The 25,881-nt window shown below is 36.7% G+C and carries 30 protein-coding genes and 2 tRNA genes; 1 reads left to right on the top strand and 31 read right to left on the bottom strand.

Annotated features, from left to right (window positions below):
• Window positions 1–39: 39 nt before the first annotated feature.
• The 14 genes from pstB (PYW32_RS09100) to PYW32_RS09165 form a co-directional block, all read right to left on the bottom strand.
• A complete protein-coding gene (pstB, locus tag PYW32_RS09100; protein ID WP_016174611.1) occupies window positions 40–798 on the bottom strand; it encodes a phosphate ABC transporter ATP-binding protein PstB in 759 nt (252 codons plus the stop codon).
• Window positions 799–818: 20 nt separating this feature from the next.
• Window positions 819–1,622, bottom strand: coding sequence for a phosphate ABC transporter ATP-binding protein PstB (gene pstB, locus PYW32_RS09105; protein ID WP_016174610.1), 804 nt, complete (start codon window positions 1,620–1,622; stop codon window positions 819–821).
• 11 nt (window positions 1,623–1,633) lie between these two features.
• Entirely contained in the window at window positions 1,634–2,518 is an 885-nt protein-coding gene (pstA, locus tag PYW32_RS09110; protein ID WP_016174609.1) for a phosphate ABC transporter permease PstA, read from the bottom strand.
• A complete protein-coding gene (gene pstC / locus PYW32_RS09115) occupies window positions 2,518–3,390 on the bottom strand; it encodes a phosphate ABC transporter permease subunit PstC (RefSeq protein ID WP_245558569.1) in 873 nt (290 codons plus the stop codon). Before pstC ends, pstA begins: the two co-directional genes overlap by 1 nt.
• A 166-nt stretch (window positions 3,391–3,556) precedes the next feature.
• Entirely contained in the window at window positions 3,557–4,411 is an 855-nt protein-coding gene (locus PYW32_RS09120) for a phosphate ABC transporter substrate-binding protein PstS (RefSeq protein WP_016174607.1), read from the bottom strand.
• Between the two features lie 166 nt (window positions 4,412–4,577).
• Complete coding sequence (gene ftsX, locus PYW32_RS09125) at window positions 4,578–5,462, bottom strand: permease-like cell division protein FtsX (protein WP_016174606.1); 885 nt, start codon at window positions 5,460–5,462, stop codon at window positions 4,578–4,580.
• Complete coding sequence (gene ftsE / locus PYW32_RS09130) at window positions 5,455–6,141, bottom strand: cell division ATP-binding protein FtsE (protein WP_016174605.1); 687 nt, start codon at window positions 6,139–6,141, stop codon at window positions 5,455–5,457. The genes ftsX and ftsE overlap by 8 nt, the downstream gene beginning before the upstream one ends.
• 102 nt (window positions 6,142–6,243) lie before the next feature.
• Window positions 6,244–7,354 (bottom strand): peptide chain release factor 2 gene (prfB, locus tag PYW32_RS09135; protein WP_169627239.1). Its coding sequence is split into 2 segments (ribosomal slippage): window positions 6,244–7,281 and window positions 7,283–7,354, totalling 1,110 coding nucleotides; the frame shifts between segments, so codons are not numbered across the junction.
• 105 nt (window positions 7,355–7,459) lie between these two features.
• The gene (gene secA, locus PYW32_RS09140; RefSeq protein WP_016174603.1) at window positions 7,460–9,976 is read right to left on the bottom strand and encodes a preprotein translocase subunit SecA; all 2,517 of its coding nucleotides are present in this window, start codon (window positions 9,974–9,976) and stop codon (window positions 7,460–7,462) included.
• Between the two features lie 188 nt (window positions 9,977–10,164).
• Complete coding sequence (gene hpf, locus PYW32_RS09145) at window positions 10,165–10,719, bottom strand: ribosome hibernation-promoting factor, HPF/YfiA family (protein WP_016174602.1); 555 nt, start codon at window positions 10,717–10,719, stop codon at window positions 10,165–10,167.
• Between the two features lie 127 nt (window positions 10,720–10,846).
• On the bottom strand, window positions 10,847–11,524 hold the full coding sequence (locus PYW32_RS09150; protein ID WP_016174601.1) for a ComF family protein: 678 nt from the start codon (window positions 11,522–11,524) through the stop codon (window positions 10,847–10,849).
• Window positions 11,514–12,818 carry an ATP-dependent helicase ComFA gene (locus PYW32_RS09155; RefSeq protein WP_016174600.1) on the bottom strand — a complete coding sequence of 435 codons (1,305 nt, stop codon included), beginning with the start codon at window positions 12,816–12,818 and terminating at the stop codon, window positions 11,514–11,516. The genes PYW32_RS09150 and PYW32_RS09155 overlap by 11 nt, the downstream gene beginning before the upstream one ends.
• Before the next feature lie 88 nt (window positions 12,819–12,906).
• A complete protein-coding gene (locus PYW32_RS09160) occupies window positions 12,907–13,227 on the bottom strand; it encodes a PTS sugar transporter subunit IIB (protein ID WP_016174599.1) in 321 nt (106 codons plus the stop codon).
• Between the two features lie 90 nt (window positions 13,228–13,317).
• Window positions 13,318–13,608, bottom strand: a complete 291-nt coding sequence (locus PYW32_RS09165; RefSeq protein ID WP_016174598.1) for a DUF7662 domain-containing protein — start codon at window positions 13,606–13,608, stop codon at window positions 13,318–13,320.
• 112 nt (window positions 13,609–13,720) lie between these two features.
• Between PYW32_RS09165 and PYW32_RS09170 the strand changes: the two genes are divergently transcribed.
• A complete protein-coding gene (locus PYW32_RS09170; protein ID WP_016174597.1) occupies window positions 13,721–14,362 on the top strand; it encodes a YigZ family protein in 642 nt (213 codons plus the stop codon).
• 19 nt (window positions 14,363–14,381) lie between these two features.
• On the opposite strand, the gene PYW32_RS09175 is transcribed toward PYW32_RS09170, so the two are convergent.
• The 17 genes from PYW32_RS09175 to atpD all read right to left on the bottom strand — a co-directional run bounded on the left by PYW32_RS09175 (window position 14,382) and on the right by atpD (window position 25,857).
• On the bottom strand, window positions 14,382–15,089 hold the full coding sequence (locus tag PYW32_RS09175; RefSeq protein WP_016174596.1) for a GntR family transcriptional regulator: 708 nt from the start codon (window positions 15,087–15,089) through the stop codon (window positions 14,382–14,384).
• 111 nt (window positions 15,090–15,200) lie between these two features.
• On the bottom strand, window positions 15,201–15,368 hold the full coding sequence (locus PYW32_RS09180) for a hypothetical protein (RefSeq protein WP_016174595.1): 168 nt from the start codon (window positions 15,366–15,368) through the stop codon (window positions 15,201–15,203).
• Between the two features lie 82 nt (window positions 15,369–15,450).
• A tRNA-Gln gene (locus PYW32_RS09185) sits at window positions 15,451–15,522 on the bottom strand.
• Window position 15,523: 1 nt separating this feature from the next.
• Window positions 15,524–15,607, bottom strand: a tRNA-Tyr gene (locus PYW32_RS09190).
• Window positions 15,608–15,702: 95 nt separating this feature from the next.
• A complete protein-coding gene (locus PYW32_RS09195; protein WP_035010280.1) occupies window positions 15,703–15,936 on the bottom strand; it encodes a DUF2969 domain-containing protein in 234 nt (77 codons plus the stop codon).
• A 116-nt stretch (window positions 15,937–16,052) separates the two neighbouring features.
• On the bottom strand, window positions 16,053–16,697 hold the full coding sequence (locus tag PYW32_RS09200; RefSeq protein WP_016174593.1) for a CBS domain-containing protein: 645 nt from the start codon (window positions 16,695–16,697) through the stop codon (window positions 16,053–16,055).
• A 3-nt stretch (window positions 16,698–16,700) separates the two neighbouring features.
• The gene (locus tag PYW32_RS09205) at window positions 16,701–17,402 is read right to left on the bottom strand and encodes an ABC transporter ATP-binding protein (protein WP_016174592.1); all 702 of its coding nucleotides are present in this window, start codon (window positions 17,400–17,402) and stop codon (window positions 16,701–16,703) included.
• A complete protein-coding gene (locus PYW32_RS09210) occupies window positions 17,402–18,178 on the bottom strand; it encodes an ABC transporter ATP-binding protein (RefSeq protein ID WP_016174591.1) in 777 nt (258 codons plus the stop codon). Before PYW32_RS09210 ends, PYW32_RS09205 begins: the two co-directional genes overlap by 1 nt.
• Window positions 18,159–19,136: a branched-chain amino acid ABC transporter permease gene (locus PYW32_RS09215; RefSeq protein ID WP_016174590.1), complete on the bottom strand. Its 978-nt coding sequence runs from the start codon at window positions 19,134–19,136 to the stop codon at window positions 18,159–18,161. Before PYW32_RS09215 ends, PYW32_RS09210 begins: the two co-directional genes overlap by 20 nt.
• A 9-nt stretch (window positions 19,137–19,145) precedes the next feature.
• A complete protein-coding gene (locus tag PYW32_RS09220; RefSeq protein WP_016174589.1) occupies window positions 19,146–20,048 on the bottom strand; it encodes a branched-chain amino acid ABC transporter permease in 903 nt (300 codons plus the stop codon).
• 122 nt (window positions 20,049–20,170) lie between these two features.
• Entirely contained in the window at window positions 20,171–21,355 is a 1,185-nt protein-coding gene (locus PYW32_RS09225; RefSeq protein WP_016174588.1) for an ABC transporter substrate-binding protein, read from the bottom strand.
• Between the two features lie 221 nt (window positions 21,356–21,576).
• Window positions 21,577–21,861 carry a membrane protein insertion efficiency factor YidD gene (gene yidD / locus PYW32_RS09230; RefSeq protein ID WP_016174586.1) on the bottom strand — a complete coding sequence of 95 codons (285 nt, stop codon included), beginning with the start codon at window positions 21,859–21,861 and terminating at the stop codon, window positions 21,577–21,579.
• Window positions 21,862–21,949: 88 nt separating this feature from the next.
• Window positions 21,950–22,129 carry a DNA-directed RNA polymerase subunit beta gene (locus PYW32_RS09235; RefSeq protein ID WP_016174585.1) on the bottom strand — a complete coding sequence of 60 codons (180 nt, stop codon included), beginning with the start codon at window positions 22,127–22,129 and terminating at the stop codon, window positions 21,950–21,952.
• A 13-nt stretch (window positions 22,130–22,142) separates the two neighbouring features.
• On the bottom strand, window positions 22,143–23,441 hold the full coding sequence (gene murA, locus PYW32_RS09240; RefSeq protein ID WP_016174584.1) for a UDP-N-acetylglucosamine 1-carboxyvinyltransferase: 1,299 nt from the start codon (window positions 23,439–23,441) through the stop codon (window positions 22,143–22,145).
• Window positions 23,442–23,535: 94 nt separating this feature from the next.
• Window positions 23,536–23,769, bottom strand: a complete 234-nt coding sequence (locus tag PYW32_RS09245) for a DUF1146 family protein (RefSeq protein ID WP_016174583.1) — start codon at window positions 23,767–23,769, stop codon at window positions 23,536–23,538.
• 245 nt (window positions 23,770–24,014) lie between these two features.
• Complete coding sequence (locus PYW32_RS09250; RefSeq protein WP_016174582.1) at window positions 24,015–24,437, bottom strand: F0F1 ATP synthase subunit epsilon; 423 nt, start codon at window positions 24,435–24,437, stop codon at window positions 24,015–24,017.
• Window positions 24,438–24,450: 13 nt separating this feature from the next.
• Complete coding sequence (gene atpD, locus PYW32_RS09255) at window positions 24,451–25,857, bottom strand: F0F1 ATP synthase subunit beta (RefSeq protein ID WP_016174581.1); 1,407 nt, start codon at window positions 25,855–25,857, stop codon at window positions 24,451–24,453.
• Between the last annotated feature and the right edge of the window lie 24 nt (window positions 25,858–25,881).

Raw genomic sequence — 25,881 nt, forward strand, 5'->3', positions numbered from 1 at the left:
TTTAAGTTTTCATGATTTATTTCATTAAAACAAATTTTATTATCCAAATCTACCAGAAATATAATCTTCTGTCTCTTTTTTGCTTGGGTTTAAGAAAATTTTCTTCGTATCATTAAATTCAATCAAATCGCCGTTCAAGAAGAAGGCTGTTTTATCAGAAATACGAGACGCTTGGGACATATTATGTGTCACCATAATCATTGTATATTTCTCTTTTAATTCTAATAAGGTATTTTCAATTTTTCCTGAAGAAATTGGGTCTAACGCACTTGTTGGTTCATCCAATAAGATGATTTCTGGATTGACTGCCAATACACGTGCAATACATACCCGTTGTTGTTGACCGCCAGATAACGCTAACGCACTTGTATGCAATTTATCTTTGACATCATCCCAAACAGATGCCGCTTTTAAACTTTCTTCAACAACTTGGTCAAAGACTTGTTTATTGGTTTCGCCTTTTAATTTCAAGCCATAAATAATGTTTTCATAGATTGAAAATGGAAACGGATTGGGTTGTTGGAAAACCATACCGATTTCTTTGCGTAAATTTACTGTATCTGTTTTAGGGCTATAAATATCTTTTCCTTTGTAAACCACACTACCAGTGATGGTTACATTTGGAATTAAATCATTCATACGGTTTAAACAACGTAAATAGGTTGACTTTCCACAACCAGAAGGGCCAATCATTGCTGTGATTTCTCCCTGGTTAATCGTCATATCAATTCCTTTTAACGCTTCTTTTTCACCATAATATAAATGCAAATCTTTTGATGAAATAATTTCTTGTCCCATTGTTTTACCTCCGTTTCCCATTAACCAAAGTGTCCTGATACATAGTCTTCTGTTGCTTGAATTTTCGGACGTGTAAAGATTTTTGATGTCACATCATATTCAATAACATTCCCTAAATAGAAGAAGGCTGTATAGTCACTGATACGCGCCGCTTGTTGCATATTGTGGGTTACGATAACAATTGAATATTCTTCTTTTAAATTGATTAAAGTTTCTTCTACTTTACCTGTTGAAATTGGATCCAACGCACTAGCCGGTTCATCCAATAATAAAATATCTGGTTTCATTGCAATTGCACGCGCAATACACAAACGTTGTTGTTGTCCACCAGATAGTGCATGTGCACTCTTATGCAAGGAGTCTTTAACTTGATCCCAAAGAGCGGCTTGTTTTAAGCTAGTTTCTACAATTTCGTCTAATTTATGTTTATCTTTTTCGCCATGACGCTTCAATGCAAACGTAATGTTTTCATAAATTGACTTACTAAATGGATTCGGACGTTGGAACACCATGCCAATTCGCTTTCTCATTTCATAAACATCGACATTTGAAGAATTCACATTCACGCCTTTGTACATGATTTCGCCCGTCACTCTTGTATTTGCAATACCGTCATTCATACGGTTCAAAGAACGTAAATACGTTGATTTTCCACAACCTGAAGGACCGATTAAAGCAGTGATTTTATTTTTTTCAAATTCTAAGTCAACGCCTTTAATTGCTTCGTTATTGCCATAAAAAACGTGTAAATCGTTCGTATGCACAATCACTTCTTTATCTTCCATCGTAATAATATTACGTTCGTCCAAATTATATTCTTTCATGGTAATTCTCCTTATGCTGACGTCATTTTCTTATGCAATCTCTTGCCGACTGCACGTGCGCCGAAGTTGAAAGCTAAAACAGCGATAATTAATACGGCTGAGGCACCTGCGGATACAGCAACACCATCTGGCATCGTACCTTCCGTATTGATTTTCCAAATATGAACGGCTAAAGTTTCCGCTTGACGGAAAATACTAATCGGACTTGATACACTTAATGGATTCCAGTTACTGAAATCTAATGCTGGAGCACTTTGACCAGCTGTATAAATCAAGGCTGCCGCTTCACCAAAAATACGTCCTGAACTCAAGATAACCCCAGTTAAAATACCCGGAGTTGCTTCTGGTACAACAACGCGTAGCACCGTTTCCCAACGAGATAACCCTAATGCTAGACCTGCTTCACGTTGCGTATAATGAACCGCACGTAAGGATTCTTCCACATTTCTTGTTAGTAAAGGTAAGTTAAAGAAAGTTAATGCCAAAGCACCTGAAATGATTGAAAAACCATATTCAAACTGAATAACAAACACTAAGAAACCAAACAAACCAACAACAACTGATGGCAAAGAACTCAAAATTTCAATTGAAGTACGAATGACATCTGTTACCCAGTTCTTTTTCGCATATTCAGATAAATAAATACCCGCACCTAACGAAATTGGGAAGCTAATAATCATCGTAATAAACAATAAGTAGAAGGAGTTAAATAATTGAATACCAATCCCCCCACCTACTTGATAGGCTTTCGATGGTTGTGTTAAAAATCCCCATGAAATGTGGGGTACACCACGAACAAGGATGTAAGCTAATAATGACGCTAGAATTAAAACGATAATACCTGAAATTACGTATAAAATTCCTGTAGCGATTTTATCTGCGCGTTTTGCGTTCATTATTTCAACGCTCCTTTCTTCCCAATGATACGAATAATAATATTAAATAGTAATGACATTAATAATAAGATCAATGCTAGTGACCATAACACATTATTTTCAACAGTACCCATAATTGTATTTCCGATACCCATTGTTAAAATAGAAGTTAAGGTTGAAGCTGGTGTAACTAAACTTGTTGGTATCAACGCTGCATTACCGATAACCATTTGAATAGCTAAAGCTTCACCAAACGCACGTGCCATACCAAAAACCACCGCCGTTAAAATACCCGGAACAGCCGCACGCAAGACCACTTTATAAATAGTTTGCCAACGAGTCGCACCTAAGGCTAACGAAGCTTCACGATAATAACGTGGTACAGCTTTTAAGGCATCTACTGTCATGGTTGTTACAGTTGGTAAAATCATAATAAATAAGACAAATGTTCCGGCTAAAATACCAAAACCTGTTCCTCCAAAGATCGAACGAACAAATGGCACAATAACAGATAAACCAATAAAACCATAAACAACAGAAGGAATACCTACTAATAATTCAATAACTGGTTGTAAGATTTTTTGTCCTTGTTTCGGTGAAATTTCTACCATAAATACTGCAGCACCAATAGCAAATGGTGTAGCAATAATCGCTGATAAAAACGTCACTACAAATGAACCGACAATCATTGGTAATGCACCAACCATCGGCTGTCCATCAGGTCCAACTTGACTTGGATTCCAATTTGTTCCAAATAAAAAATCAAAAAGATTTACTTTGTCTGTAAAAAATGTTGCCAATCCTTTACTTGCCACAAAATAAAAAATAGAAACTACTACCAAGACGATTAAAGCAATACATAAAAAGCTAATAAAACGACCCCTTTGTTCCATCTTGGCACGTTTTGATTTTTTTGTTAACAATTCTTTTACATTTTCTTCCACGAGGGTTCCTCCTCAAAAACTAAGATTTTCGCTCTCACTTAGTGTACCGTTCCAACGTCAATTTTAGTTTAACGTTTTGTAAAGATTAAGCGAACTTTGTAAATTTTGTGTAAAGTTATTGAATAACATTACCTTCCCAATCGCGTTCAACTTCCATTCTAGAAACAGGAATATAGCCTAATTCACCAACCACACTTTCTTGTACCTCATCTGAAAGAATATAATCTAAAAATTCTTTGGTTAATGCTTGTGGTTCACCTTTTGTATACATATGTTGATAAGACCAAATAATCCATTCATTTGTGGTCACATTCTCATCTGTTGGTTCAACACCATCAATTGATAGAGTTGCGACATCATCTGTCACATAAGAAAAAGCGACATAGCTAATTGCTCCTGGCGTATCGGCAATAATTTGACGGACCATCCCACTAGAATCTTGTTCTTGCGCGCGTTTTGCTGTTTCACCATCTAGTACCCATTTTTCAAAGGTACCACGCGTGCCACTTCCTGCTGCACGGTTTAAAAGAACCACTTCTTGATCTTTTCCACCGACTTCTTTCCAGTTGGTAATTTCACCTAAAAAGATTTTTTTCAAGTTTTCTAAGGAAATATCTGACACACCTACCCCTTTATTGACAATGGGTGTGATTCCGACTGCTGCAACTTTATGGTCAACCAACGATGCTGCATCAATTCCTTTTTTTTCTTCAGCAAATAAATCCGAGTTACCAATATCCACTGCACCAGATTGAACTTGGCTTAAACCAGTCCCACTTCCGCCACCTTGAACGTTGATAAATTCCCCTGGATTCTCTGTTTGGTAAGCTTCCGCTACTGTCTCAACTAATGGTTGTAGCGCAGAAGATCCGACTGCTGTCACAGATTCGCCACGGTCAATCCATTTAGCGCAACCTGTCATTAAAAGTGATAGCCCGATAAGCGGGAGCAATAATGTTCTTTTTTTCATCTGTAATCCCTCATTTTTTCATAATCATACATTACCATCATTTCTATTTTACCATCATCTGAAAAACTTGGAAAATACTTATTGATAAAAATGAGGTAATTCTTTTTTTTAACATCAAAAAACTCCAAGTATACCATACGAATCGCATACTCGGAGTTGTGTAAAATTAAATTTTTAAGAAACGTCTCATTGAAATAATTGATCCTAATGAACCAATCGCCATCCCAATGATTGCTAATAAAATACAGATTTGAATCGTAAATGTCCCTGGTGCTAATAAACTATAGTTTGAACGCAACAGTACTGGGTTGATAATATTGAAGAATCTTGGATACCCAAAATACATCAATGCAACTGGAACGGCTGCTCCAAACAAACCAATCCAACCACCTTCTAAGAAGAACGGCCAACGAATGTACCCATTTTTTGCGCCAACCAGTCGCATAATTTGAATTTCACGTTGACGTGATAAAATCGTAATACGGATTGTATTTGAAATTAAAAACATTGCAACCAATAATAAGAGTGCTGAACCAATTAAGCCCCATGTACGTACGCCTTGAGCAATACCAAAGATACGGTCAGATAAATCTTCTCCATAACTTGCTTTATGCACATATTTCGTAATCTGTTCAGCTTCTTCAGTAATCCCTTTTACATAACGAGGTTCGGTCGCACTTACGACAAAGATATCTAACAATGGATTATCTTGATCAAATAGTCCCCAAACATCTCCATAAGATTCTTTAATACGATCTAATTCTTCATCTTGACTGGAATATTTTACTGATTTCACATGTGGAATTTCTTTTAATTGTTTTTCTAATTCTTCTTTACCCTTATCGTCTGTACCGTAAGTAACAAAGACTGAAACATCCACGTTTTCTTCCATGTCTTGTGCTAATTTTACTGTATTCATAATGACAACTAAGAAAACACCTAATAGCGTCAGCGTAATCGTTACCGCACTAATGGAAGAAACTGTCATCCATCCATTACGACGTAAACTCTTCAAGCTTTCTAAAATGTGTCGGAAAAAAGTTCTAATCATCGTAGCCGTACTCTCCTTCCGCTTGGTCCCGAATAATACGTCCATTTTCAATCGCAATTACACGATGACGAATCGTATTTACAATTGTACTGTTATGTGTTGCCATCACAATTGTCGTTCCTTGCCCATTGATACGTTCTAGTAATTTCATGATTTCCCATGAATTTTCCGGATCAAGGTTTCCTGTTGGTTCGTCAGCAATTAATACTTTCGGCGTATTCACAATCGCACGAGCAATCGATACACGTTGTTGTTCCCCACCAGAAAGTTCACTTGGAAAAACGCGGACTTTATGTTTCAAACCTACAAGATCAAGGACTTCCATTACACGTTTTTTAATTTCACGTGGTTTACGACCAATTACTTGCATAGCATAGGCAACATTTTCGTAGACTGTTTTTTTCGGTAATAATTTGTAATCTTGGAAGACTACTCCAATTTCACGACGCAATAATGGTACATCACGACGTTTAATTTTTGTTAATTCATAGCCTGCCACACTCAAGATACCTTTCGTGGCTTTTTCTTCTCGATACATTAATTTGATAAAGGTTGATTTCCCTGCGCCGGATGGACCTACGACGTAAACAAATTCACCTTGATTAATCGAAACCGAAAGATTACGGATAGCTGTTGTACCATTAGAGTACTTCTTCATTACATCTTGCATTTCAATCATGGCTATCTCTCCAATCATTTTTATTCATACTGGCTCATTATAGCATGCCTATATTGCAGAAAGCTTTCAGTAAGTTACATTTTCATTTCATTTGAATGACTTTTAGTTATTTTGATTTAATTTAAATTTCAAGTACGCATCAATAAATCCGTCTAAATCGCCATCCATTACCGCTTGGACATTTCCCGTTTCAAAATTCGTACGATGATCTTTTACCATTGAATAAGGATGGAAAACATACGAACGAATTTGTGATCCCCAACCAATTTCTAGCTGTTCGCCACGTAACGCAGCAGCTTCTTGTTCTTGTTTTTCCACTTCTAATTGATACAATTTTGCTTGCAACATGCTCATCGCTTGTTCACGGTTTTTCAATTGTGAACGTTGCGCTTGACTAGCAACAACCGTGCCTGTTGGAATATGCGTGATACGTACAGCCGATTCGGTTTTATTGATATGCTGCCCACCTGCACCGCTTGCTCGATAAGTATCTATTTTTAAATCATCTGAATTAATATCTACTTCAATAGCTGAATCTAATTCTGGCATGACATCAACTGAACAAAATGACGTATGGCGACGTTTCGCTGAATCAAACGGTGAAATTCGTACTAAACGATGAACCCCTTTTTCTGATTTCAAGTAACCATAAACATTATGCCCTTTAATCATTAAAGTCACACTTTTAATTCCGGCTTCATCCCCAGCTTGATAATCCAAGACTTCTACTTGGTAGCCATGTTGTTCCGCCCAACGTGTGTACATGCGCAACAACATACTTCCCCAGTCTTGTGACTCCGTACCACCTGCACCAGGATGTAATTCTAAAATCGCATTATTGCGATCATAAGGGCCATCTAATAACATAGATAATTCATACGTATTCATTTCTTCACGTAATTTTTTCATTCCGGTGACTAATTCTTCTTCAATTTCTGCATCTGGTTCTTCTTGCAACATTTCTAATAATACTTCTAATTCTTCCACACCATTTGCTAAATGATTAAATTGATCATAGGTTTCTTTATTGGCATTATTTTCATTAATGACTTGTTGCGCAGTTTCTGCATTGTCCCAAAAACCGGGTTCTGCCATGCGATGTTCTGCTTCTGCAATATCTTCTTCTAATTGTTCGAGGTCAAAGAGACCCCCTAAAGCTTGTAATTTTGGCGTTCATTTCTTCTAATTGATTGCGAATTTCTGCAATTTCCATTTTGTTTCCTTCTTTCTGATGATTATACAATCAAAGGGCTGGACAATTTATATGACCAGCCCCCCGAAGAGTACAAATAAATTGTCTCTTTATTTCATTTTTTGTCTATTTCCCTTTACCATGGCAGTTTTTGTATTTCTTACCACTACCACAAGGACATGGATCATTACGTCCAACTTTTGTTACTTGAACAGGACGTTTTTCAGCTGTATTGGTATCTGCTTGTTCAGTTGGTTGGACTTCTGGTTGAGCAACTTGCTCACGTTGTACGTTTTGACGAATTTCTGCTTTCATAAATAGACGAGTAACGTCATATTCAATCGCACCAATCATGTTTTCAAACATTGTGTAGCCTTCTGTTTGATATTCAACCAATGGATTATTTTGTCCATATGCACGTAACCCAATCGATTGACGTAATTGATCCATTGCATCAATGTGATCTGTCCATTTTGAATCTACCACACGTAGAATAACTACTTTTTGGAATTCTAATAGTTGTTCTGGACTGTTTAATTGTGTCACTTTTTCATCAAATTTTTCTTGCGCACGTTGCATTAAGTAATCTTTCACTTGCTGTGGATCTTTTCCTTCAAGATCAGCAACAGAAATAGAATCTTCATGAACTAAAACACTACCTGCAAAATCGACAATGCCGATACGGTTTAATTGATGTGCTTCAACATCTGTATGACCATCTACCACACGTTCAATAGTACGTTTTACCATGTTCATCAACACATCTGACAATGAAGATTCTTCCATAATCACTTGTTGACGTTGACCGTAAATCACTTCACGTTGTTCACGCATTACATCATCGTATTGTAAAACATTTTTACGGGTATCGTAGTTGTTTCCTTCCACGCGTTTTTGAGCAGACTCTACTTGGCGTGAGAACATTTTGCTTTGAATCACAGAATCTTCTTCATCAATATTCAAACGGTCTAAAAATGCTTTAATTCGTTCCGAACCAAAACGTTTCATCAAATCGTCTTCTAGTGATAAATAAAATTGAGAAACCCCTGGATCACCTTGTCGTCCGGCACGTCCACGTAACTGATTATCAATACGACGTGATTCATGACGCTCTGTACCAATTACAGCTAGACCACCCACTTCAGCAACACCTAGGCCCAGTTTAATATCGGTCCCACGACCAGCCATGTTGGTAGCGATTGTAACGGCACCCTTTTGCCCAGCATTTAGGATAATTTCTGCTTCTTTAAAGTGATTTTTCGCATTTAATACTTCATGAGGAATGCGTTCTTGATCCAACATATTTGATAATAATTCAGACGTTTCAACAGCAACTGTTCCGACTAAGACAGGTTGCCCTTTGCGATGACGCTCTTTAATATCTTGCACAACTGCCTTAAACTTACTGCTTAATGTTGGGTACAATAAATCAGCACGGTCATCACGAATTACTGGTTTATTCGTTGGAATTTGGAATACTTGAATATTGTAAATTTCACGGAATTCCTCTTCTTCTGTTTTCGCAGTACCTGTCATACCAGACAATTTTTTATACATACGGAAGAAGTTTTGGAAAGTAATTGACGCCAGTGTTTTTGTTTCATCTTCAATTTCTACGCCTTCTTTGGCTTCAATTGCCTGATGTAAACCATCTGAATAACGACGACCATCCATAATACGACCTGTAAATTGGTCAACAATCATTACTTTATTCTCTTGTACCACATAATCAATATCTCGAATCATGATATAGTTGGCACGCAATGCTTGATCTAGATGGTGTGTCAATGCTGTATTTTCAATATCATATAAATTGTCTAAACCAAATGTTTCTTCGGCTTTTTCAATCCCTGTTTCTGTCAAACTAATTGTTTTTGATTGCACGTCAATTTTATAATCTTCTTCGGCTTTTAATCGTTTGATAAAATTATCCGCACGTACATATAAAGCTGTTGATTTTTCTGCTTGTCCAGAAATAATTAACGGCGTTCTTGCTTCATCAATTAAAATAGAGTCTACTTCATCGACAATGGCATAATTCAATGGGCGTTGCACCATTTGATGACGATACACAACCATATTGTCACGTAAATAGTCAAATCCTAGTTCGTTATTGGTACTATATGTGATGTCACACGCATAGGCTGCGCGTTTTTCTTCTGAAGATTTGGCATTGATGTTTAAACCAACTGTCATCCCTAAGAAATTGTATAATTCACCCATTTCGGTTGAGTCACGTGTTGCTAAGTACTCATTTACGGTTACAACGTGGACACCTTCACCTGTTAGGGCATTTAGGTATACTGGCATTGTTGCCGTTAACGTTTTCCCTTCACCTGTACGCATCTCTGGAATGTTCCCGTCGTGTAACACAATCCCACCCATTAACTGTACATGATAAGGATATAAACCTAAGACACGTTTTGCTGCTTCACGGACAACCGCAAATGCTTCTGTTAATAATTCGTCTAAGGTTTCTCCTTGTTGATAACGTTGACGAAACTCATCTGTTTTCGCACGTAATTCTTCATCTGATAATGCACTCATTTGATCTGCTAACGTTTCGATCTTGTTTGCCATTTGATCTAATCGTTTAATTTCTTTTTTATCGTTTTCAATCAGTGTTCTAAAAAAGTTGGCCATCCTTTTACGATTCTCCTTTTAAACATTGTTCCACTTCCTAAGATAACATAGGAAAGTCCTCAATCCATTTTATCACTTGTTTCCTTTGATTGCTACTTTTTCCGCTAATTCACTTATAGGGATTTTCCATTTTAAGGAAAGCATAAAAAAATCTAGGTGTCTCCACCTAGATTTCTACATTTCAATTATTAATCTGTTTCAATCAAGCCATATTTGCCATCTTTACGACGATAAACAATGCTAGTACCATTTGTTTCTGCGTCTTCAAAGATGAAGAAGTTATGACCTAGCATATTCATTTGTAATACAGCTTCTTCACTGTCCATTGGTTTTAATGAAAGACGTTTTGTACGAACAATATCTAATTCAGAACCATTGTCTTCTTCTGCTTCCTCAGTCGCTGAAAAAATTGCTGCTTGTACATCAGGTAATGCTGTCTCTCTAGATTTACGGTTAATTTTTGTTTTGAATTTGCGGATTTGACGCTCTAATTTATCGACAACCAAATCAATACTTGCATATAAATCTGGTGATGTTTCTTCCGCGCGTAATACAAGATATGGTAGTGGGATAGTGACTTCTACCTTCGCTTTTTTATCTGTATAAACCTTTAAGTTTACGTGAGCTGTTGCATCTGGTGCATCACTAAAGTAGCGTTCTAATTTCCCTACTTTTTTCTCCACATAGTCGCGAATTGCCTCAGTAACTTCAATATTTTCTCCGCGTACATTATATCTAAACATAACAATTGCCCCTTTCATCTACCAATTAAAGAGGAATAAGGACCACTCTGTATTCCTCTTCTTATTTCTATTATATCGAACTTTACTATAAATGCAAAAGAAATCGGTATCAAAAACAGAAAATATTTTATCTAGCTAAAGATAAAGTTCTTATTTCGCTTGGCTGATAAAGATTTAGTACCTCTGATGCATGAAATAAAGTTCGTCCTGTTGTGTACACATCATCGACTAATAAAATTCGTTTTCCTTGCACGTCTTCTTTGGAGACGATTACTTCAAACGGTTGTGGTGTCATCAGTCTTTCTGCACGATTTTTCTGTGTTTGTGGGACTGTATTCATTTTTTTCACCAATAGTTTTTGGGTCTTAATATTAGCCCCTGTTAAGAACGCTTCCACTTGGTTGAATCCTCGTTTAAGATAACGTTCTTCAGATAGTGGAATAGCACAAATCACATCAAATTTCTCTTTTTTTAAAAACTTTCGTAGTTCTGCCATAAATGTTCTTCTCAATTGATAATCGCCTAAAAACTTATATTGGTGAATCCACGCTTGAAAGGCATCATCATATTGAAAAAAGGCATGATGTTGAAATTTATAATCAGGATATACGTCTTGCCAATCCAAACAGTCTTGACATTGACTAGCTTGTCCCATTTTTTGACAAGTCGGGCAACAAGGCTCTGTAATTGGAGATAATAATTCCGAGCAACTTGGACAACGCTCAGCTTGAAGATAAAAAGGCCACAGTATTTCTTGCATAGTCAGATTACGAATAATTTCTTTTTGGCACCAACTACAACGCATCTTTTCGCCACCTTTTTGCCAAATGGTTCATTTCCTTAATTTCCTGACACGCTTTGCGAATAGCTACCGTTTGTTGATTCAAAAAAAAGATTACTCGCCCATGATTAAAGGCTCCTTTTCGATCTACTCGACCAGAAATCTGCACCAACGCTGATTTCGTATAAACAGGATGATTCGCTCCCATAATAATGACTGAAACATGCTCAAATGTTACGCCTCTTTCTAAAATCGTGGTAGTGAAAAGCACCCGATACGACTTATCACGCATCGCTTGTACTTTAGCTTCTCGATGTTCATCTTGCGAAGAGACACAGGCAACTTCCCCTGTAGCAAAATACTGTTTGACAGCTGCATAGACTTTTTTCATATATGCAATACTAGGACAAAACACCAATACGGCATTCGCTTTTAGCAATTCATTTAATAAACGAATCAGTTTTCGCAAGTGCCATTTTCTTTGGTAACAGCTTGCCCAATGTTCATACCAGTGAAGTTCTGGAACAATTAACGGTCGTTGATGATAACGAATAGGTAATTGTTCAATGGCAAATTCTTCTTGAATTTCTGCTATTAACTGTTGCGGTGGTGTTGCAGTTAAATAAATATATCGGCCATTTGGTTTAATTGCTTGAGATACAGCAAAGCGTAATTGGGGATTACCCTCATAAGGAAACGCATCGATTTCGTCCACAATCAATAAATCAAATGCTTGATAAAAATGAATTAACTGATGTGTTGTGCAAACAGTTAATTTACTATATCGATACTTCTCTTCTGAAGCCCCATACAGCAATAATGTTTTTTCTTTCGGGAATGCTTGATGAATACGTGGAAATAATTCGCGGCACACATCGATTCGAGGAGATGTGACGCCCACACGGCCACCGAGCGACAACACTTGTTGAATAATCGGGAAAATCATCTCTGTCTTGCCTGCCCCTGTAACAGCCCAAATCATGGTATGCTGTTGATTTTCTAACAGATGATCAGCCACTGCTTGTTGGGGTGGTGTTAACTTTCCTTGCCACGTAAGAAGAACCTCACGTTTTTGAATGGTCGTTTCTTGCTTTGAGACTAGAAATTCCTCGCTAGTCAAACGACCAAATTGGACACACGCTCCACAATAGTATTTGCCACTTGGTAACAATTGTTCTTTTTTAGAAAATAACGTCCCACATCTTTGACACTGTCCAGTCTTTAAATCGAGTGCTTCACGCACCACCATGGCATCATCATCGACTGTCGGTAATTCACTTTTAGGAATAGCCACTTGTCTACCTAACCATTCGTTCATATTCTCACCTCTCATTGAGAAATACGCAAAAAAGCGAGAAAATAATAGCTATTTTCTCGCTTTATCTATTTTATTTATGAAGGGGGAATTATTCGCCAATCAAATCCAACGCTTGTTGCAAGACTTTCTCACCATTCATCATGCCATAATCAGCCATATTGATTACTTCTAAAGGAATACCTTTTGGTGCTAAGCGTTTTTCAAAATCGCCTTTCATAAAGCGAACTTGAGGACCTAATAATAGTACATTTACATCTTTATTGGCTAAATGATTGTCCGCATCTGAAGCTGATACTGCAAAAATATCTGTTTCTAATCCTTTCGCTTCTGCTGCTTGTTGCATTTTTGTTACTAATAAACTTGTACTCATACCTGCTGAACATACTAACATAATTGTTTTTTTCGCCATAATAAATCTCCCCTTAATCATTCGATTATCTTCTATTAATAAACCATACTTCTATTATAAAATAAACTTATTCTTTGTCAACGCTTCCTTTTAATTTCGCTCTAACCAAGTTGATTTCACCAACGGCCGAAAAACAGCATATTCTTTTTCTAAATTTACATAGACAACTTCATACTTGGCATTAATCCACGCATAAGCACCTTTTTCAGGATGTTTGTAATCATTGGTCCACCAATCAAGCGTTATGCGGGCTGTTTTAGGCAAACCATTGGCTGGAAATAATAATTCATCAAACTGGGTAAACGTTAATGTCACTTGCGAACCACCGTTATTTTTCAAGTACTTTGTAATGACATCGTATTTCTTTTTTCTTCTCGCCATCGCTCACCCTCCTTTTACTTATTATTACGCTTTCATCCGTAAATTGCAAGACTAGTCACCATTTGAAAATTCATCCATTTTTTTCTATACTAGAGAAAAGGAGTGCATGATTTTGATTGATACTTATTTAACCATCAAAGAAGATGGACAAAGTGAAATAGAAATAAAAAAATCTCGTTTTATTTGTTCTTTAAAACGAGTTGAAACAGAAGAAGAAGCCAAAGAATTCATTCAATCCTTAAAAAAAGAACATTGGAAAGCCAATCATAATTGCAGCGCCTTTGTCTTAGGAGAAAAAAATGAGATTCAGCGTTCGAGTGATGATGGTGAACCTAGTGGTACTGCAGGCGTACCAATGTTAGAAGTTTTAAAGAAAAACGACTTGATGAATGTAGTCGCTGTTGTTACTCGCTATTTTGGTGGCACCAAATTAGGCACTGGTGGGTTGATCCGTGCGTATTCCAGCGCTGTCTCTCATGCACTAGAAGACATTGGTATTGTTGAAGGCAAACGCCAAAAAGAACTATTCGTCCAAATTGATTACTCTTCATTGGGTAAATTACAACATTATTTGGAGCAACATCACTTTGTTATTAAGGATACGCAATTTTTAGAACACATCACTTTATGTGTAATGGTTCAAGAAGAAGAACACTTTAAAGAAGCCATCACGGATCTACTAAGTGGTCAAGTATCATTTGAAGAGGGCGACTATTCCTATGTAGAAACACTCATTAAAAATAAAACAAGCTGAAGCATGCTCCAGCTTGTTTTTATTTTTCCAAGAAGAATTCAAAACGATTCCCCACATATTGGCTACGTACGTATTCAAATGGTTGACCATCTGACAAAAAGGATACTTGGCGCATACGTAAAATAGCATCGCCTTTTTTAATATCTAAATAATCGGCAATCTTTTCTGATGCAATCATTGCTGAAATTGTTTGATTCGCGCCACCAATCTTTTTTTGGCCTTTCTCTTCTAGTGTTCGATAAAGAGACGAGGTAATTTCTGATTTACTATAATCACGAATTAGTTTTTCAGGAACACTGGCTACTTCAAAACAAATGGGGATGTCATCGGCTAAACGCACACGTTCCATTCTTAAAATAATATCATCTTTGCTTAATTGTAGTTTTTCCATTTCACTTGAACTTGGTGACGTAAAAAAATAAGAAACCGCTCGACTAGACGGTACGCGTCCTTGCGAAAGCATAATATCTGTAAAACTTGTTGTACCAGTCATTTTTTCTTGGACTTTTCGACGTGCCACATACGTCCCTGAGCCAATTTTTCTTTCAAGAATTCCTTCATCAGCTAAAGTTTGAATGGCTTGACGCAATGTCATACGGCTCACGCCAAATTGTGTCGATAATTCTCGTTCTGAAGGAAGACGATCTCCTATTTTCCAATAATTCGCTTCAATTTTCTCTTTAATTGCATCATGTATCTGAATATATACAGGCAATGTATCTACCATTTTTTTTACCCTCTCCTTCTTTTCTCTTTATTATATCTACTATCCTTCTAAATTCAAACAAAACTCGTCATAAAAAAACTTTCAACACAAAAGGTTGAAAGTTTTTTCTAGTTAATAGTTTTTAGAACGCCATTTAATGGTATGTTTGGTTTTACGTGGCTGTGTTACTTTCACACCATCTTTGTTCAAATTAACTGTGACATCTTTTTTCGTAATTTCATGAATATGCTCAGCAGCCTCTGTTATTTTTTCTTTTAAATTAAATGGTAATTTCATCATAAACACTCCTTTTTATTTTAGAGTATCGCAAAATCAGAATTTATTCAAATAAAAAAAGACACGTCTTAAACGTGTCTTAAAACTGGGGTAGCTGGATTCGAACCAACGCATGAGGGAGTCAAAGTCCCTTGCCTTACCGCTTGGCTATACCCCAATGGTGGAGGAGAGTGGATTCGAACCACTGAACCCGAAGGAACGGATTTACAGTCCGTCGCGTTTAGCCACTTCGCTACTCCTCCAAAAGGTTGTTTAATCAACCTGACTTAGTTATAATACAATATTATTTTTAACTTTGCAATACTTTTTTTCAACTTTTTTTGTTTTTTTCTAGAAATTATTCATGTAAGTTCCATTGACGAATAATTGACTCAATTGCAAGATCTAAACTCTTACTTGCACCAAGTTCTTCATTGTCCATAAAGCTTTGGAATTCTTTCGGACCATATGCTAATACTTCACCAATTTTTTTCTTACCAATATACAATTCTGTCACATCATAGGTTGAACCACTAATCGTTTTCTTGGTTTCTTCAATACGTACTTCAATATCTTTATTTTTTTTCACAATTTTCACCTCGAGTTCCATTCTATCATAAATTTATTTATTTCCTAGTAGAAACTTCCTGACTTTACTATTTTCATAAAAAAACCACTTCTCAGGAAATTCTGAGAAGTGGTTTTCTCTTATTGGTTTGTTAACACCGCATTGGTAACTGTGTAACCAGCTGTTTCCAGTGCTTGTCGAATCGTTGTAACTGCTGGAGATTCCACTTGAATTTCAATAATAGTTGCACCATTCACACGATTTACCACAATCGTCGCAATACTAAAATCATTATCAGCTAATAGTTTCGCAATATTTGCAAGAATTCCTTTTTGATCTTCTGCAATTTGAATCGTGACACGTGTACCACCATTATTGTAGCCAGTTATTTTTAAGAATGCATCAAAAATATCATTATTTGTGATAATTCCTTTTAAATCTGAGCCTTCAACAACAGGTAAAACCCCGATATTTTTCGTACGCATTAGCGCAATCGCATCTTCTAGTAAAGCATCCGGCGCAATCGTTGCTACATTTTTAATCATGACATCACGAACAGTTGTTTTATTTAATAAATAATTGACCTCATAAACACTTAAACTGGTTGCTTTAGAAGGCATGGCTTCTTGAATAATTCCTTCTGTAATCAATCCCACTAATTGCCCATTTTCCAATACTGGCAAACGATGAATATCATGGTGTTTCATCAAATCTACTGCGTCAAAAATCGGTGTGTCTGGTGTTACTGTTACTAAATCTGTGGCCATAAAATCACTTACGCTCATTTTTTACCCTCCTAAGTATGCTTTCTTGACAGCTTCACTAGATAATAATTCCTGTCCAGTTCCTTCAAGAACAACTTTACCTGTTTCTAATACATATCCTCGATCAGCAATCGATAAAGCCATATTTGCATTTTGTTCAATCAACAAGACAGTTGTTCCTTGTTGTTGAATTTCTTGAATAATCGAAAAAATTTCACGGATGAAAATCGGCGCTAACCCCATTGATGGTTCATCTAACAACAATAGTTTCGGTTTAGACATCAATGCGCGTCCCATGGCTAACATTTGTTGTTCTCCACCTGATAAAGTTGCCGCATCTTGATTTTTACGCTCTTTTAATACAGGAAATTTAGCAAAAACTTGTTCATAATCTGCTTTTACATTGCTGTCTTTACGTAAAAATGCACCCATTTCTAAATTTTCTTGAACAGTTAATCCAGGAAAAACATGACGTCCTTCTGGCACTTGTGATAGACCAGAAGCAACGATTTTTTGTGGTGCTGCTTTTTCAATCGCTTGTCCTTCAAATACAATCGAACCTTCAGAAGGACGAATCAATCCAGAAATCGTACGCAAAATGGTGGTTTTACCGGCTCCATTTGCACCAATTAATGAAACAATTTCACCTTGATTTACTTGGAAGGAAACATTATGAACCGCTTGGATCATACCATAACGGACAGATAAATTATCAACCTTTAACATTATATTTCCCCTCCTAAATACGCCTCAATTACCCGAGGGTTATTCTTAATTTCATCTGGATTTCCTTCAGCGATGATTTGACCATATTCTAACACATAAATGCGTTCGCAAACATCCATAACTAAATTCATATCGTGCTCAATTAAGACAATTGTTAAACCGAAGTCTTTTTGAATTTGACGAATCAACGCGGTTAATTCTGCTGTTTCTTGTGGATTCATCCCTGCTGCAGGCTCATCTAAAAACAAAATTTTTGGTTCGGTTGCCAAAGCACGGACAATCTCTAAGCGACGTTGTTGACCATAAGGCAAGTTTCTAGCTAACGTATTTTCTTTCTCTTCTAAATCAAAAATACTTAACAGTTCACGGACTTTGTTACGCATCATTTCTTCGGTTTGATAGAATTTTGGCAAACGCAAAATTGTGCTAAAAAAGCCCTCTTTATTTTTGGAATTCATTGCAATCAATACATTATCCATAACTGTCAAATCTTTAAATAAACGGATGTTTTGGAACGTACGAGAAAGGCCTAAATCTGCAATTTTATATGGTTTAACACCATTCAAACGCTCTTCTTTTCCACCAATATTGAATAATACGTCCCCACTGCTTGGTTCATAAACACCTGTTAATAGGTTGAATAATGTCGTTTTTCCAGCACCATTTGGTCCAATCAAACCGACTAGTTCATTGTCTTCCAACGTGATGTTGACATGCGATACTGCAGCCAGACCACCAAAATTTTTAGTTAATTGATTAACGGTTAATAGAGGCATTTGAATCATCCTCCTTTTTAGAAAATTTGTTAAAGATACGTTTCACTGAAAATTCCCAAGTACCTAATAGACCACTTGGTTTGAAAATCATAATCGCAATAATAGCTAGTGCGTAAATAATCATACGTAGATTTCCGAAATCTTGAAGATACATATTCAAGAAACCTAAAACAACCGCCGCAACTACAGCTCCTGTTGTACTACCAATACCACCAAATACCACGATAATTAATACATCAATTGATTTCATAAATCCATAATCTTGTGGGAAAACAGATTGTTGGTAACTTGCAAATAATGAACCCGCTACACTTGCTAAGACAGCTCCCATTACAAAGGCGATTACTTTATATTTCGTAGTATTTACGCCCATTGATTCTGCAGCAATTTCATCTTCACGAACAGATAAAGTTGCACGACCAGGGCCACTGTGAATAAAGTTTGAAACGATTAAAATAGACAATACCATCATCACAAAAATAACTTGCCAATTACTAAACTGAGGTAAGCCAAAAATCCCTGCTGGACCATTAGTAATATCACTCAGATTAATTATTAAAATACGAATAATCTCAGAAATCCCTAAGGTCGCAATTGCTAAATAGTCACCTTTTAAACGTAACGTTGGCATCCCTACTGCTAAAGCGATAATACCAGCTAAAAACATTCCTAAAATGATCCCTGTCGCAAAGCCACCAAATGTCGGGTTATCACGTGTCATAATTGCCGTTGCATAGGCACCAATTGCCATAAAACCGGCATGTCCTAGTGAAAACTGACCAGAAAAACCAATAATTAAGTTCAAACTTACTGCTAAGATAATATTAATACCAATATTGGCAATAATCGCATCGGTAAATAGATTGATTACACCACCATTATATAAAGCAAATAAACCAAAATAGATGACAGCAGCAATCGCTAACCATGTCAGATTATATTTTAAATTCTTTTTCATTGCTGACACCTACACTTTCTCTTTAATATTTTTGCCAAGAATTCCAGCAGGACGAATCAATAGGATAATAATCAACACTGCATACACTAAGGCATCTTTGTAGTCAGAAAAACCAAGTGCTGTTGACATTGTTTCGATTAAACCAATCGCAAAACCACCAAGTGCTGCGCCAGGAATAATACCAATACCGCCCAATACTGCCGCAACGAAAGATTTCAAGCCGGGAGCGACACCCATCATCGGATCAATTGAATTGTAATACAAACCAATTAACATCCCACCAGCCGCTGCTAATGCAGAACCTAAAGCAAAAGTAAATGAAATCGTACGGTTCACGTTAATTCCCATTAATTGTGCTGCATCTGTATCAACACTTACTGCACGCATCGCTTTTCCCATCCGTGTTTTTTGAACAATTAATTGTAAAATAATCATTAATGAGACAGAAATGCCTAAAATCAATAATTGAATATTACTTACTGACACGAAGCCAATTGAAAACGTTTGGCGAGCAATTGCTTGTGGGAATGGGCGTGTATCTGGTGAAAAGAAATAGATCATTACGTTTTGTAACAAATAAGATACCCCAATCGCCGTAATTAATGCTGCGATACGTGTCGATTTTCTTAAAGGTCGATACGCTAAAAATTCTACAGCAACGCCTAATAATGCGCTAGCTGCCATTGAAATAAGCATAGCAACGAAAAAGCCCCAAGCATTTGGTAAAATTCCCCAAGTATTAAATGAATTAATCAAAAAATAACCGATGAAACTCCCAATCATATAAATTTCGCCGTGAGCAAAGTTAATAAGTTTAATAATACCATATACCATTGTGTAACCTAGTGCCATCAAGGCATAGATGCTACCTAGGAATAGGCCGTTGATTAATTGCTGGATCATTACTTCCATCTTTATCACATCCAAATAGTTTTTAATACATTTATTTTTTGTTCGCTGTAGCAAAAAATAAAAGCTGTGACAAAACCGATTGTTTGATTTTGTCCCAGCTCTTATTTGTTCAATTCATCCAATTATGGATTTACTGTGTCAGCTGAACTTTCTTTACCATCTGTAAAACCGATAACAACAGCTGATTTTTCTGGGTTATGGTTTGCATCCATTGTAATATTACCTGTTACACCAACAAAGTCTTTCAATTCAGCAAGACCTTTTGTGATTGCTGCTGAATCAGCCGCATCTTGTGATTCAATCGCTGCTTTCACCATGAACATTGCATCGTAAGCTAATGCATTGAAAGTAGATGGCTCTTTACCATATTTTTCTTTGAACGCATCGATAAATGGTTGTACAGAATCATTGGCTGGAGCTAATGCAGAGAAGTGACCTGTATAGAAGACATTCGATACATTTTCAGCACCGGCAAGTTGAATCATTTTTTCATCACCGAAACCATCTGCACCTAAAATCGGTTGTTCAATACCCATTTCACGAGCTTGTTTAATGATTAAACCAGCTTCTTCATAGTAACCTGGTAAGTATAATACATCAAAGTCAGCATTTTTAATTTTTGTTAACTGAGCTTGGAAATCTTTGTCATTTTTTGTAAAGTTTTCTCTTAAAACGATTTCGCCATCATAAGCACTTTCAAAGGCTTTTGTTAAACCAATCGCATAATCACTTGAATTATCGCCAAAAATAACGGCTTTTTTCGCAGATAATGTTTCATCCGCATAGTTTGCTAAGATAACTCCTTGGAAACTATCTTGGAAACAAGAACGGAAAACATATTCTTGAACTTTATCTCCACTAACAGTAATTGCATCATCTGTACCAGAAGGTGTAATCATTGGTACTTGTGCTTTTGTTACGTTAGGAATCGCTGCTTTACTTGCTCCAGTTGTTGCTGGGCCAATAATTGCAACCACACCATCATTTGTTGCTAAGTTTGCTGCAGCTGTAGCCGCTTCATTACTATCAGATTTATTATCTTTTACTACTAATTCTACATCTTTACCTAAGATACCACCTTCAGCGTTGATTTTTTCAACAGCTAATTCGACACCTTCTTTTTCTTGTGTACCATATCCGGCAACTGGTCCTGACAATTCAAGGTTTAAACCAATCTTAATTGTGTCACCCTCTTGTGTGTTTCCGCCAGAAGCCCCGCCATTTGAACTACCGCCACCACTTGGGCCAGCGCTACAAGCACCTAGTAGAAACAAACTAGCAAATAAAAATGCAAATTTCTTTTTCATACTGAATTCCTCCCTCTTTTACTCCCCTGAGTATGAAATTAATATACAGAATTTTTCAGTAATTGTCAATGAATTTTCAGAATATTTTATACATTTTGACAAAGTACCAATAAAACGATAATATCGCGCTTCAATAATCTTTTCCCACACGCTTTTATTTAAGAAAAACACCAAATTTTCATAAAAAAAATGAAAAAGATCCCCGAGATTGTGAATCTTTTTCATTTCTTATTTTCTTTTTTGTACGTATAATTCGGACGAATCTCATCCACTGTATTTCTCTTTAAAGTAAATTTTCTTGGAACATAATCAATACCACCTTTGACAAAAGGATGGCAACGCAAAATACGTGAGATTCCCATTAATGTCCCCTTCATTGCACCATGTACTTGAATAGCATCAATCGTATAACTCGAACAAGTTGGATAGTACCGACAACTTGGTGGAAATAACGGTGAGATAAATCGTTGGTACCCTCGCACAAAATAAATTAAAATCTTTTGCATAACTTTCCCTCTTTCATTCAAAGTATAGCTTCTTTTAACTAAAATAAAAAGAGAAAAACAGCTGTTGACCTGCTTTTCTCTTCATACTTTAAATATTGAAAAAATCTAGAATATGTTGCCACAGTTCACGATTGAAAACAAGGAAAGGAGAACCGTCTCCAATGCCACCATAACCAATCATTAAACCAATGAAAAACAACAAAATTGCGCCAAACACAATCGATAGAATTTTAATTAGGGTTTTTAGAATGTCTTCACTTATTTCCATTCTGCCATCCTCCTTATGGTTGTGTAACAACCGCTTCTTCTACAGTTTCTTCAGAACTTACTCGTTCTACATTTGCGCCTAATTTTTGTAATTTTTCGTGGAATTTATAGTAGCCACGATCTAAGTATTTTAAATTACGGACACGTGTACGTCCAGTTGCTTTCAATCCAGCTAAAATCAACGCTGCTGCTGCACGTAAATCTGTGGCATAGACAAGTGCACCTTGTAATTGATGGCCACCTTCGATAATAGCAACATTTCCATCAATTTTAACATGAGCATTCATACGAATCATTTCATCTAAATGTTGGAAGCGATTCTCAAAAACTGTTTCCGTTACAACGCTTGTTCCATTAGCAACTACTTGAATTGCTGTCATTTGTGCTTGCATATCTGTTGGGAAACCAGGGTGAGGCATTGTTTTAACGTCAGTCGCTTTTAAGTCTTTTGGACCAATAATACGTACACCGTTTTCTTCCTCAATCACTTTAGCACCCATTTCCACTAATTTAGATAATAATGGACGATTATGTTCAGAAATAGCATCTTGAATTAACACATTTCCTTCTGTCATTGCAGCTGCAACCATAAAGGTACCTGCTTCAATACGGTCTTGAACAATAGCGTGTTCCACTGCATGAAGATGATCCACACCTTCAATACGCATTGTTTCAGTACCTGCACCATGAATCTTCGCACCCATTTTATTTAAAATGTTTGCAAGATCCACGATTTCAGGTTCTCTCGCTACGTTATCGATGGTTGTTGTTCCTTTTGCTTTAACAGCTGCCATCATGATGTTTTGTGTTGCACCCACACTTGGGAAATCTAAATAAATATTATTTCCAATTAATTCATCAGCGATTGCTTCAATATAGCCATCTCTTTGAATAATTTTAGCCCCTAATGCTTGGAAACCTTTTAGATGTAAATCAATTGGACGTTTGCCAATCGCACATCCACCAGGCATGGCAACTTTCGCGTGACCGTTACGTGCCAATAAAGGCCCCATCACAACGATTGATGCACGCATTTTGCTAACATATTCATACGGTGCTTCAATTTCTAATTGACGTGATGCATCAATTGTTACTTCATTTTTATCTGTGTCAAAATCAATATCTACATTTAAGTGGTGAATCACTTTGTTCATCGTAAATACATCAGAAAGAATTGGGACATTACTTAATGTTGTTGTACCCTCTTCCGCTAATAAACTGGCAGCTAAAATTGGTAAAACCGCATTTTTAGCTCCTTCAATTTTTACAGTTCCTTTTAACTGATTACCACCTTGAACGATAATCTCTTCCATCTTGTTCCCTCCAAATAGAACGCTATGTGACATTTCAATCAAAATCTTTTTTATTATAGCATATTCATCTTATTTTAAATAGCACGCAGTCTTGTTAAAAACCTACTAAAAATAAATTCTTGCATAAAATGATAATTTCGAGAAAAAAATTACTGGCAGTAAAACCTATAGCCACTGAAATTAATACAAGAATTAAGCGAATTTGCGTTGTATGAAGGGCTTTGAAAAACGTTTCGATTCTAAGAGAACCTAACGCCCAAAAAGTTAAATAGATAAATGCTAAATGGCTAACAATTCGAATCATTGCATCAATACCATATACTTGCATATGACAACTCCTTCTTTACGAAAATTCAACATCTAGATAATACCACAAATCAAGAAAATAAAAAAATATTGTCCCCGTAAAAAAGATTTTAAAACGTTTTTTCAAAAACTTTTTAATGTTTTTTTCATAATGTTTTTTCTCTCTAAAGCCTATTCCAACAACAATATATCCTGTCTAGTGGACATGCCTTTCACACTTGTTATATAAAAAGAAGAACCTTCTCATAAAGAGAAAGTTCTTACGTTTTATAGATGATTTGATACATTAATCCGATTCAATGCACGATGTAACGCAACCGTCGCACGACTCAATTCATCAACATTATCGTGTGCTTTTGCTTCTGCAATCATGCGTTCCGCACGTTCTTTTGCTCGTTGGGCACGAGCAATATCAATTTCACGTTCACGTTCGGCACTATCCGCAATGATGGTTACAACATTATCACGGACTTCCATAATTCCACCATTTACGGCAATCCAATCGACATGTGTCTCTGAATCAATTCGATTCACACGTACCTCATCAATAATCAAGGGCGCAATAATCGGCGCATGATGAGGTAAAATCCCCATTTCACCATCTACTGTCTTTACTACAACGATTTTCGCATGATGATCATACACCACGCCACTAGGTGTCACAATATTGACCGTTAAATGTTGATCCATAAGGCACCTCTTTCTAGTATCCTAAGTTTTGCGCTTTTTCAATTACTTCTTCGATACGTCCGACACTACGGAAAGCTTCTTCCGGAAGTTCATCGTATTTCCCATCAAGAATCTCTCTAAATCCTTTGATAGTTTCTTTTACAGGTACATATGATCCTGGTTGACCAGTGAATTGTTCCGCTACGTGGAAGTTTTGTGATAAGAAGAATTGGATACGACGAGCGCGTGATACCAATACTTTCTCTTCATCCGATAGTTCATCCATCCCTAAGATAGCGATAATATCTTGTAACTCACGGTAACGTTGTAAAGTACGTTGAACTTCACTAGCAATTTGATAATGTTCTTCGCCAACAATTTCTGGTGCCAAAGCACTAGAAGAAGAAGCTAATGGATCAACCGCAGGATAAATCCCTTGTTCTGTTAATTTACGCTCCAAGTTCGTTGTTGCATCTAAATGGGCAAAGGCTGTTGCTGGTGCCGGATCCGTATAGTCATCGGCTGGTACATAAATTGCTTGAATTGATGTAATTGAGCCTTTTTTCGTTGACGTAATACGTTCTTGTAATTGTCCCATTTCTGTTGCTAATGTCGGTTGATACCCTACCGCTGAAGGCATACGTCCTAATAAAGCTGAAACTTCTGAACCAGCTTGAGTAAAACGGAAAATGTTATCAATAAATAGTAATACATCTTGTCCTTCAACATCACGGAAGTATTCTGCAATGGTTAAACCAGTTAAAGCAACTCGCATACGTGCACCTGGTGGTTCGTTCATTTGTCCAAAAACCATCGCTGTTTTCTCAATAACGCCCGACTCTTTCATTTCATAATAAAGGTCATTTCCTTCACGAGTACGCTCACCAACACCCGCAAATACTGAAATACCACCATGTTCTTGCGCAATATTGTTAATCAATTCTTGAATTAATACCGTTTTACCTACACCGGCACCACCGAATAAACCAACTTTCCCACCTTTTAAGTAAGGCGCTAATAAATCGATTACTTTAATCCCTGTTTCAAGAATCTCCGTACTTGTACTTAATTCATCAAAATCAGGTGCCTTTTTATGAATACCATCTCGTGCTACTTCTTCTGGGAATGGACCATCTAAGTCGATAGTCTCCCCTAAAACGTTAAATACACGTCCTAATGTCTCTTTCCCAACAGGAACAGAAATTGATGCTCCTGTATCGATGACTTCCATCCCACGTTGCAAACCGTCTGTTGACGACATAGCAATCGTACGTACGACACCATCACCAAGTTCTAAAGCTGTTTCAAGTACCACTTTTGTTTTTTCATCATTCTTTTTATAGACCACCAACGCATTGTTGATGTCTGGTAAGGATTGGTCCAAAGAAAATTCCACGTCAACTACGGGACCGATGACTTGAACAATCTTGCCTGAACTCATTTGTTTTCCTCCATTCATTCACGA

Source organism: Enterococcus saccharolyticus subsp. saccharolyticus (assembly GCF_029023825.1).
GTDB lineage: Bacteria > Bacillota > Bacilli > Lactobacillales > Enterococcaceae > Enterococcus_F > Enterococcus_F saccharolyticus.